At 39.8% G+C, this 10,282-nt stretch carries 8 protein-coding genes; 6 read left to right on the top strand and 2 right to left on the bottom strand.

Annotation, left to right across the window (positions count from 1 at the left end; genetic code table 11):
* Positions 1-772: 772 nt before the first annotated feature.
* Positions 773-1,438 (top strand): hypothetical protein, encoded by a 666-nt coding sequence (locus F6K64_RS34820; protein WP_008184689.1) that lies wholly within the window; start codon positions 773-775, stop codon positions 1,436-1,438.
* Between the two features lie 399 nt (positions 1,439-1,837).
* Here F6K64_RS34820 and pyk read toward each other — a convergent pair whose 3' ends face one another.
* Both pyk and F6K64_RS34830 read right to left on the bottom strand, forming a co-directional pair.
* Positions 1,838-3,619: a pyruvate kinase gene (pyk, locus tag F6K64_RS34825; protein WP_287267789.1), complete on the bottom strand. Its 1,782-nt coding sequence runs from the start codon at positions 3,617-3,619 to the stop codon at positions 1,838-1,840.
* A 276-nt stretch (positions 3,620-3,895) separates the two neighbouring features.
* Positions 3,896-5,272: a PQQ-dependent sugar dehydrogenase gene (locus F6K64_RS34830; RefSeq protein ID WP_287267791.1), complete on the bottom strand. Its 1,377-nt coding sequence runs from the start codon at positions 5,270-5,272 to the stop codon at positions 3,896-3,898.
* Positions 5,273-5,916: 644 nt separating this feature from the next.
* Between F6K64_RS34830 and F6K64_RS34835 the strand changes: the two genes are divergently transcribed.
* The 5 genes from F6K64_RS34835 (at position 5,917) to F6K64_RS34855 (ending at position 9,961) form a co-directional block, all read left to right on the top strand.
* On the top strand, positions 5,917-6,198 hold the full coding sequence (locus F6K64_RS34835; protein ID WP_287267792.1) for a hypothetical protein: 282 nt from the start codon (positions 5,917-5,919) through the stop codon (positions 6,196-6,198).
* 271 nt (positions 6,199-6,469) lie between these two features.
* On the top strand, positions 6,470-7,816 hold the full coding sequence (locus tag F6K64_RS34840; RefSeq protein ID WP_287267794.1) for a tetratricopeptide repeat protein: 1,347 nt from the start codon (positions 6,470-6,472) through the stop codon (positions 7,814-7,816).
* 298 nt (positions 7,817-8,114) lie between these two features.
* Positions 8,115-9,065: a multicopper oxidase domain-containing protein gene (locus tag F6K64_RS34845; RefSeq protein ID WP_287255434.1), complete on the top strand. Its 951-nt coding sequence runs from the start codon at positions 8,115-8,117 to the stop codon at positions 9,063-9,065.
* 62 nt (positions 9,066-9,127) lie between these two features.
* Positions 9,128-9,631 carry a hypothetical protein gene (locus tag F6K64_RS34850; RefSeq protein ID WP_287255435.1) on the top strand — a complete coding sequence of 168 codons (504 nt, stop codon included), beginning with the start codon at positions 9,128-9,130 and terminating at the stop codon, positions 9,629-9,631.
* Positions 9,632-9,763: 132 nt separating this feature from the next.
* Positions 9,764-9,961, top strand: coding sequence for a hypothetical protein (locus F6K64_RS34855; protein WP_287255437.1), 198 nt, complete (start codon positions 9,764-9,766; stop codon positions 9,959-9,961).
* Positions 9,962-10,282: the final 321 nt, after the last annotated feature.

Here is a 10,282-nt window from a genome sequence, read left to right on the forward strand (position 1 = left end):
CGGTTGCCTTCCAAGCTTGAGCCAGCCAAACGTTAGAGTTTCATGGGCAGAATTTCAACATCGTTCCTTGAGTTCACCCTGTTAATTCACGATGGTCGGTCTTGGAAAGTTTCAGCTGTTTTTTATTTTTGTCAAGCTAATTAAACAAAACTTTATAAAAAAAACCGAGTAACGGGAAGCTGACTTCTTAAGCCTTCCTTAAACAGAGCACTAGACTCTTGCCATATCGGGTGTCTTAGTAACCTTGCAAGAGTCAAAAAGCCTAAGGCTTATGAGTTTAACGGAGTTGCGATCCCAGGGATCGTGCGTAAATCCATTAAGTCGAGCTTAGTATCAGTATGAATACTTAATACAGTACTTCTACCAATTTTAATACAGTACTTCTACCAATTTTTAAGTTATACCAATTCTTAAGTTATACCAATTCTTAGTGCTCACATGGCTACACATTCGTTTGATCTGAGCATCTAAGCCTCTGAGCATCTGAGCCTCTGACCATCTGACCATCTGACCATCTGCATCTATAACTTCTACTTTGAAGAATTGGTATTAGTTGATGGGCTAACTAACCAATCCCGACTAAAAGCCTAGCAGTCAAAAATTTTTGTTTTATCAAGAGGAGCTTTTCAAAATACACTAATTCGGTTAAATTCCTCGTAATATCAGTTTTGTAATGAGTTAGCTCAGTTAGCTCAATTATGTATTTACACGGTTGTCGTACTAGGTCACGTTGATGCTAAAAGTGATGTAATCACTTGACAAGGAAGGTCTCATGAATTCAAGTATCATTTTTTGGTTATTCAGCTGGTTTTTATTGGCAATTTATGATTATAAACCCAAAAACAATACTATCAAAGATAGCAATCAAATCCAAAATTTATTAATTTATTGGTTTTTTTTTATTTTCAATAACTATGAAGCCATTGAACAAGATCTAAATTTGGCTAATGAGAAAATCAAGTGGCTGGACTATGAACTTAAAGAAAGTCATCAGCAAATCATCGGGATAATCAATAAGTTTATTGTAGTTAATAACTCCTTAAGGAGGTTGCATAAAAAAAATGTCTCACTGCAAGAGAGGGTTGAACGGCTGGAGTTGGAAAAGCAGGCTTTTCTTGAAGAGCTTGATGGCGGAGCAGAAACTTCAAATTGGGATTATCAAGCCTGGGAGTTTATGGTACAGAAAACCAAAGGAATAATTGTGGAGCTAAACCAAGTCAAGACGGAAGTTAAATCACTCCTAAGACAAAACAAACAATTGGCATGGGATAAAGCATGCTTAGAAAGGCAACTTGAGTTGGAGAGGGCTGAAAATCAATGCCTGACTATGGAAAAACAACAACTAAATCAGCAAAAAAATATCTTGGCAGGGAAACTGAGACAGAAGCATATTGAAACTCAATCCCTACTCACTGAAATCGAAGCACTAAAGATGTAAAAACCAAGATGTGTTGATGATAAATTTTGATCAGTCTACAAGCTTAAAGCAGGACAGTTACGGTCATGAGTAATATCCTGTCCGGTTGACTACTTATAATTCTGGGTTTTTCGTTAATTGAAAATTGAAAATGGCAAATCAACAATTAACAATTAACAATTAACAATTAACAATTAACAATTAACAATTCATGAGTATAGTATTAACCATTTTATAAGTGATTAACCGGACTTGATCTTACCACTTACTAATTTCCAAATATTGACTCTACCAGGTTAAGTTAGTAGCCGAATACTACCACAAACTATTTGATAGTTAAGTGACCCTTGAGCATGAACATACAAACCAGGCAATAGCCAAAGCAAAATAGACAATAGTTATGGGTATAGTATATTTTATTCAAGTCATTAGTAACCCGTCAGTGGGGCTAGCCCCAAGGGTACCAGAATAAACTAACCCCCGCTGTGTGTCCAGAGTCAAGATTGCCCCATCCCGAATCAATTGGGTCGCATTATTCACCCCCACAATTACTGGCACACCCAAGCGTAACCCAATCACTGCTGCATGGCTAGTTATACTATCTTCCTCAGTGATAATTCCTGCTGCCTTGCGAATGACTTCCACAAATTTGGCATTGGTTGAAGGAGCCACTAGGATTTCTCCGTGGTTGAAGTTAGGTAAATCACCATCAGTGTCAGCCACCCGAGCAACACCACTTACTGATCCCTGACCAATACCAACTCCCTGACCCAAAACTGCTTTGACTACTTCTACTTTAATTAAGTCTGTTGACCCAGCCACACCTTGGATTGTCCCAGCCGTCATGACGACCAAATCTCTTTCTGTTAGAAGCTGTTTTTCCTGAGCCACGCTGATTGCGGCTTGGAAGGTCTGACCAGTTGAGGGTAAATCGAGGACTAACAAAGGTCTGACCCCCCAAACTAGCTGGAGTTGTCGAGCCACATCTACATGAGGTGTTACTGCTAATATGGGAGTCTGGGGTCGGAATTTAGAAACATTCCGCGCTGTAGCACCGGTTTTAGTCAGAGTCATGATGGCTGCTGCCTCTAACTGCTCGGCAATGTGACCAACTGCTTGGGATATAGCATTGGGAATGGAGCGGCTGGTGTCACGAGCATGACCGATAATCTGTTCTTGCTCAATGCGCACCGCAACCGTGCCCATGGTCTTTACGGCTTCTACTGGGTATTTACCAACAGCTGTTTCGTTAGAGAGCATGACTGCATCAGTGCCATCAAGGATAGCATTAGCTACATCAGAAACTTCTGCACGAGTTGGTCGGGGCGAGTGAACCATACTGTCCAACATTTGAGTGGCAGTGATGACTGGGATTCCCCGTCGATTTGCTGAGGCAATCAGTCGCTTTTGTAAGATTGGTACATCCTCTGCTGGCAGTTCTACCCCTAAGTCACCCCGAGCAACCATCACTCCATCGCACAGGGAGATAATTGCCTCCATTTGCTCAATGGCTTCATGCTTTTCAATTTTGGCAACCACGGGTACCTGCTTCCCAGCACTGTTAATCAGTTCTTTGATTTCCAAGATGTCCTGAGGATTACGAACAAAGGAGAGTGCTACCCAATCCACACCTTGATCCAAACCAAACATTAAATCTCGTCGGTCTTTATCGGTCAGAGCTTTGATAGATAGGTAGACACCAGGGAAGTTAACTCCTTTGTTATTTGAGAGGGGTCCACCGACGGTAACGGTACAGTGCAAGGCTCGTTCCTCTCGGTCTACCTTATCTACCCGCATCTCAACTTTGCCATCATCTAATAGGATGGTGGCTCCCACAGGCACTTCGTCCGCTAGGGGTTCGTAGGTAACTGAACTGATTTCCTGTTTACCAACCATCGATTTGCTGGTTAAGGTGAAGCGATCGCCATTGTTGACAACAATGGAACCGTTTTCAAACCGCCCCAAGCGAATTTTCGGTCCTTGCAAGTCTTGGAGGATCGCTACAGGCTGATTGAGTTCAAAGGCCGTCTGGCGAATCAGGCGAATATTGCGCTGATGGTCTTCATGGGTGCCATGGGAAAAGTTGAGTCGTAAAGTGGTGGCACCAGCTTGAATTAGTGCCTTGAGAACATCTGGGCTATTGCTCGCAGGGCCAATTGTGGCAACAATCTTTGTCCGACGTAGGGAATTTGGCGATTGCATAAACGTCAAAGGGATTAGGTGGGTTTCCCGAACAACACCTTAGCATGGCACATTATTGTTATTTGTTTGATATTAAGTTTTCCTCAATATCTTTACCAAGACTTCTAATTAGTCATTAGTCATTAGTCATTAGTACCAAGCCAGGTTTAACAAGATTCGGTAAACATTCCCTAATCTACACTAAGTGCGGTTAGTGGGGGATGAATTGCCAGTCAAAAAATTTTTCTCCTAATTAAGTTGTAATCAATAAGATATTCCGGCTTAGTCGAGGGTACTTCACGGGTTACTATTGCGGTATTGGATCCGGTAAATTCGGTTGTTGGCTTCTTCTGTGACGAGCAGACTGCCATCTTTTAGCACCAGCAACCCAACTGGACGTCCCCAGGTGGTTGGTCCTGAGGAATCGATCAGAAAACCAGTCAGAAAATCTTCATAATAGCCTAATGGTCGTCTATCAGTTTTAAAGGGAACAAAGACAAGTTTGTAACCGGTGCCTCGGTTACGATTCCAAGAGCCACGAAACGCTACAAAGGCACCGTTACGATACTTTTCTGGAAAGGTCCGTCCATCATAAAATTGTAATCCTAGTGCTGCTGAGTGCGATTGGAACAAGACATCGGGAGTTCGGGTTTGGGCAACCAGTTCAGGTTTGATGCTTTGACCATTGCGGGTTTGACGGGGATCGATGAGATGGGGGGCTAAATAGGCATAGGGCCAACCATAGAATTCCCCTTGGCGAATACGGGTGAAGTAATCAGGAACTAGGTCATCTCCGATCAGATCTCGTTCATTGACGGTAGTGTACAGTTCACCAGTAATTGGGTGAAAGTCGAGACCGACAGGATTACGTAACCCATAGGCAAAAGTCTGTTGGTTTGAGCCGTCCAAGTTCATCACCTGTACCGATGCTCGGGGTAGGGGTTCGCGATCGACATTAGACCGTGAACCAATAGAGACGTAGATTTTGTTTAGCTTGGGAGATACTACCACATTGCGTGTCCAATGCTGGTTGTAGCCGCCGCCAGGAAGGTCAGCAATTTTTTGACCTTTGCCAGTGAGTTGGTCTTGACCTTTTGTGTAGGGAAACCGGAGTACAGCATTAGTGTTGCCCAAGAAGAAGTATTGATCAGCAAAGGCCATGCCAAAGGGAATATTTAACCCATTACTGGCACTAGCAAAAGTTTTTTTGACATCAGCAACTCCATCACCATTGCTGTCGCGCAATAAACGAATACGATTTGCCCGAGTTTCTGTGACCAAGATATCGCCAGTGGGAGTAAGTGCTAGCCAGCGGGGACGGTCTAACCCATCAGCAAATACGTTCACTTGGAAACCCGCTGGTACTTTTAGGCTTGGGTTGGATGGTATTGCTACCACTTTTGGAGGTCGAGAGGCGCTAGTAGTAGCAAAAGGTTGGGGTAAATCATTCAGGGTAATTTGAATCGGTTGGGGTGTCAGGGTTTTGGTATCGATTAGGGTTTTTGTGGATAAAGCATTTGTTTGTGTAGGTGCCTGAGCAATTTGGGGAGATTCTTCAGAGGAGGACTTTTGTACAATCGGTGCCGCAGGTGCTTGAGTTGAAGTGCTGGTTGAACCACAGGCTACTACCGTAGTCATCAGCAGTTGCAGGATCAGGAAACGTGGGGAATTCATGGTCATGAGCACAGGGTGATATTGGGATTGATTTTAACTCCTTGTCAAGACGTAACTCCTAGTAGAATTTCTTGACTAGGTAACAAACTTTAAACAATTGTTGAGAATATATTGCACTTCAGCATAAATATCTCGGCTCAATCCAACTCAGAGTAATCGATTACTCCTATACCCATAGGCGAGTTAATATTTATTTAATAAAAGTATTTATCATTTAGCAAAATCACAGGTATACTAGTGATTACTTAGGGTGCATCAGGGTAAGCCCAAGAAAAGTTGAGCCAAAATGTGATATATGGCAAGAATTATGAGCATATTAAGCCAAGATTGCTCAGCACTATTGCCTAATTTTTTCAATATTGTTGATAAGAATGTCGCCTTATTGATTCTTGCCTTTACCCTGGTTGCTATACGGGGTAAGCCCAAAAAAAATCGCTCATAACAACGTGGGTTGGTTGGATATCGGTTGATCCTGCCTCGAAACCCCTATAATCTCGTAGAGCTGTACTCGCAATAGAGTTAAGTTGTTGATAATGATGGTTTTTTTTTATCAAAAATCACAGGGTTGCTGATTCTTGCCCTTACCCTGGGGTGCTATATAGCATTTCTCGAATAACTGAGATACACCTAGTAAAAAGAATTTCATGGATGATAACAGGAGCAGTAGTTTAACTCAAGGCTTGGATTTTACTTCCGAAAGTATTGATAATAGTCAGATTGTTGGACAAGCTGGGGGGAACATTATATCTGTTCAAAATAGTGGCTCTGGTAGTGTTGAGCAAAAAATTCAAAACAGTCTATTTTCAATTCATATTCATATTGGTAATCCTATTAACTCAAATGCTAGGCGTAGGGTGAATTCTAAGCCTTCAGGCTCAGCCGTACCTGGTTGGAGGGATGTTCTATTAGAGCCTAAGGCAGCATAGCTGTACTTAATCTTAGCTGTACTTAATCTATGTCTGTAACTAAGAGTATTTAAATCTGATTTATGATATTTGAATCAATTGTGGAAGGCTAGGTAAGAATTAAGTTATTGAGCAAGGAATATTTGCATGAAATAATCTTTGCTAACCATGAATACGAGCTCTCAGAAAAGATATCTAACTTACTAGATAACGTTGATAATGTAAGAGCAAAAATATACACAAACTCATACAATTACAACAAGGTTTATTTTACGGGAGTATGATCATTAAAATGGCAAACAAGTATCATCAAATTAAAAAGAAATTAAGACATATTATATCTAAACCTTATTTGCGTTCAATCGGTTCAATCGGCATAATGATTTTATTTATTTTTATGTTGTTATATATTGTTGAACGTTTTCCTATTAAAAATCCTTATTTAGGGTATGCTCAATATAAATGTGACCAAGATCTAATTGATATTAGTGAATCCGATAGCCAAGAGAAATCCTATAGCATAATGGAAGATTGTAAATCTATAATTAATAAATTTTCCAACAATCCCAACAATAATTTTGCTTTATATCTAGCCTATAAAAATCTGGGAAGAGCAAAACTAGTTTATTCCTATGCTAGTTGGCAAAAAAATAAGGGACCCAAAATAATAACAATAAATAACACTCAATTAACGGTTGATCAGTTAATCGAACAAGTGAAAGAAAATTTCAAGAGTGCTGAAAAGTATAATCCAGAAGATCCGCTGATAAAATTATACATCGCTTTGATGGAAGATTTTAAGGATTTTGTACTGAATCCGGAGAGTCTAGACTGTTTGCCTGCTAGTCAACGCTATGAAGAGGCAATTAACCTTTATATAGATGTTAAGAAAGTTAAAACTGTAGACAATAATTTTTTTGCACTGCTTGAGTTGGGTCATTTCTTAGTTAGCAGAGACAGGAATAAGACATCTAAAAATTTAAAGAAAGATAAGTGGAACAACTTTAATGGATATAAGAAAGGGATAGAACTTTACAATAAGCTCCAAGTATCTGACCAGAACGGAAAGCATACAGTTTTGTTAAGCAAGGCTAAAGCTCAACTACTTAATAAGGATTATGAAAAAGCTCGAGATTCTTTTGAAAAAATTTTACAGAAAGAGCCAGATGCTTATCAGATTAGGTACTACATTGGGAACTCATATATCTTAGAGAATGGTCAGTATGATCAGGCCATTAAAGAATATGACAAAGTTACAGAAAATCCTGATACTGAACTTTACTATTATGCATTGCGAGATTCTGGTTTTGCGTACTATATGACTTCTAAGTATGATCAAGCTAAAGATAGATTGGACAGAGCACTTAACCTGGAAGTGTCAAAAACGCAAGCTGAGAAAGAAAGAAGGGAGTTGATGGAAGAATATTTCAAAAAAATTAAGGATGGTCAATGTGATCAACTAGATCCTGATAACAATAGTTGTGAGCTTGAAGATCGAAAGAGTCTTGAATACAAGTTGTTTGACGCAGGATTTTTTCAGAGCATCTTTACTGTTCATGACAAAAAAAGAGGAACAGATCCATTTATTGATGTTGAACATGATAAATTTTATCAGTGCCGAAATGATCCTGAATTTTAATTTTTTTATTCCAGGATATAGCAATTCTACTACGACTTGTGAAGTACAAAGCGATCGGGTGCATCTCATATTTGTAAAAAAGTTGCGTAGGGTGCGTTAGGGGAGCCTCATTTTCCGCCTCGTAGCCAGGGTTTGGATAGCCCGCCCCGTAACGCACCACCGTGTCAAACAGCAAAAGCGATGCACCCAAGCGAACCCCCTAAATTCCCCTTAATAAGGAGGACTTTGAAGTTGATAAGCTTACCTCATAACTGCAATAAACGCTATATTTAGACTAGTAATCCCTAATATTGCTATTATGTGGAGTCGTCGCCAACTATTACAATCTAGTTTTGTAGGTTTAGGGATCGCAGGGACTGTCTACCAATTCCTTAAATCGCGACCTACTGCCACTGTTAAGGTACCTAGGTTCACCACAGATGAGCAACTCTCAGCAAAGTATGTTGGATTTGATCCTATAAATTGTCTACGAAGTTTTGATTATGGTCGTGTTAAGCAGGAAAATGGACATCTGATCAGGGAGTTTGAAATCGTTGCAGATAATACCTCGACTCAGCTAAATAAATTGGTAGGTTGGGTTAGCTGGAATTTTAATAATCGAGTTCCCGGTCCAACATTAAGAGCGGTAGAAGGTGATCGGATTAGAGTAATTTTTCGGAATCAGGATTCTGCTAGTAGTCATAGCATTCATTTTCATGGTATTCATCCTGCTGAAATGGATGGAGTGACTCCCATAGGCAAAGGTAAAGAAACTGTCTATGAATTTGAGGCTAAGCCCTATGGGGTTCATCTTTACCATTGCCATGTTAGTCCTGTTACTCGCCACATTAGCAAAGGACTGTATGGTATGTTCATTATTGATCCTCCCAGAAAACGCCCTTCCGCCGATGAAATGGTTTTAGTTATGTCAGGTTATGACATTGACGGAGACATAAAAACTGAAGACATTAAAACTAATGAACTTTATGCGTTTAATGGCTTACCTGATTTTTACCATAAACACCCTATTCCGATTTATCAAAATCAGTTAATAAGATTATATATAGTGAATATGATTGAGTATGATGTGGCTGTTACTTTTCATATTCATGCCAACATGTTTAAAGTTTATCCAACCGGTTGTACTATCAAGCCAACTCTAAAAACCGATGTCATTACTATGGGTACAGCGGAACGGCATATTTTAGAGTTTGCGTATGCTTTCCCAGGAAACTATATGTTTCACCCTCATCAAGACCAAATTGCTTAAAATGGTTGCATGGGACAATTTTCAGTTATTCCTAGTAACAAATTTTGAGAACAGTAAACGTTATGAAAAATATACTCAAATACGTTTTTATTACTTTAGTTGTTGCCCTTTTAGTGGTAGTAATTGGGTACTATCTACCTAGTAATACTCCTACTAAAACTAGTGAACTTTTTTCTAACTCCGAATATGAAAAAATATTAGATGAATATTATATCAAAAATCTTGGTCTAATGCAAGGTCATCTGATTGCAGCCAAAGATTTATTAGAAGGGGGAACCCCAGATCAAGCACAATCTCATTTAGAACATCCTATTGAGGAACTTTACGGGGAAATTCAAGATAAATTAAAAGAGGAAGGTGTTGATGATTTCAAACAGAATTTGGAAGATCTATACGACACAGCTAAATATCAACCTTATAGTGAGGAAGTAACTAAAAAACTTCAGGTATCAGTGGCAGACATAAAATCAGCTATAGATAGTTTTTTTGAAAATCATAAGAATCTTCAGTCACCGGAATTTGCTGAAATTGTGCTTATTAGTATTCTTAATACAGCATCGGAATAATACGAAGCCGCCATTGGAAGGAACTGTAAGATCGTTGCTCCAATAGAGTATCAAGACTCCTTTGGTTTTGTTAAATATGTAGAAAACAAACTTTCACAAAAAAGTTGGGTTCCTGATCAAACACGAGGGAAGATGAAATCTGATGTAACAAAACTTCTAAAAGCGTGGTCTCCAGATAAAGATAAACCCTTTAAAGGAAAGGTAAGTCAACCTCCTAATTGCCTTGAGGCACTCTCTCCATCTGGAGAAACTGAATCTGTATATCCACCTGAATATCCGGTAATGACCCCGGCTCAATTATCTGAGGAGATTGCCAAGATTTATAAGTGAACTATGTTTTATGACATCAATAATGTCTGGTAACTCAATGGCAACTCCAAAAACAGTTTTCGGAGTTGCCAAAACTCGAATAGAAGAGGAAAATATTCAATTATTCGAGTGCATCGCTTTTGCTGTTTGATGCGGTGGTGCGTTACGGGGCCGGCTTTACCAGCGGTGGCTACGAGGTAGAAAATGACGGCAAACCGCCCCTAACGCACCCTACTGGCGTGGCACAGCTAAAATAGTGCAATAGAAATAGGATAACTGAGGCGGAAAGTATGGGAAGAGGAAAACGAGACAAGGTGATTCTGAGTCGAGAACAGAGAAAAA

Origin of the sequence: Moorena sp. SIO3A2, from assembly GCF_010672265.1 — a bacterium.
Lineage (GTDB): Bacteria > Cyanobacteriota > Cyanobacteriia > Cyanobacteriales > Coleofasciculaceae > Moorena > Moorena producens.

What these genes read in the sequence shown, in the direction of transcription:
- F6K64_RS34835 (WP_287267792.1), top strand. Translation starts at nt 5,917, where the DNA reads ATGGATGATAACAGGAGCAGTAGTTTAACTCAAGGCTTGGATTTTACT.
- F6K64_RS34840 (WP_287267794.1), top strand. Translation starts at nt 6,470, where the DNA reads ATGGCAAACAAGTATCATCAAATTAAAAAGAAATTAAGACATATTATA.
- F6K64_RS34820 (WP_008184689.1), top strand. Translation starts at nt 773, where the DNA reads ATGAATTCAAGTATCATTTTTTGGTTATTCAGCTGGTTTTTATTGGCA.
- F6K64_RS34830 (WP_287267791.1), bottom strand. Translation starts at nt 5,272, where the DNA reads ATGAATTCCCCACGTTTCCTGATCCTGCAACTGCTGATGACTACGGTA.
- F6K64_RS34850 (WP_287255435.1), top strand. Translation starts at nt 9,128, where the DNA reads ATGAAAAATATACTCAAATACGTTTTTATTACTTTAGTTGTTGCCCTT.
- F6K64_RS34855 (WP_287255437.1), top strand. Translation starts at nt 9,764, where the DNA reads ATGAAATCTGATGTAACAAAACTTCTAAAAGCGTGGTCTCCAGATAAA.
- pyk (WP_287267789.1), bottom strand. Translation starts at nt 3,619, where the DNA reads ATGCAATCGCCAAATTCCCTACGTCGGACAAAGATTGTTGCCACAATT.
- F6K64_RS34845 (WP_287255434.1), top strand. Translation starts at nt 8,115, where the DNA reads ATGTGGAGTCGTCGCCAACTATTACAATCTAGTTTTGTAGGTTTAGGG.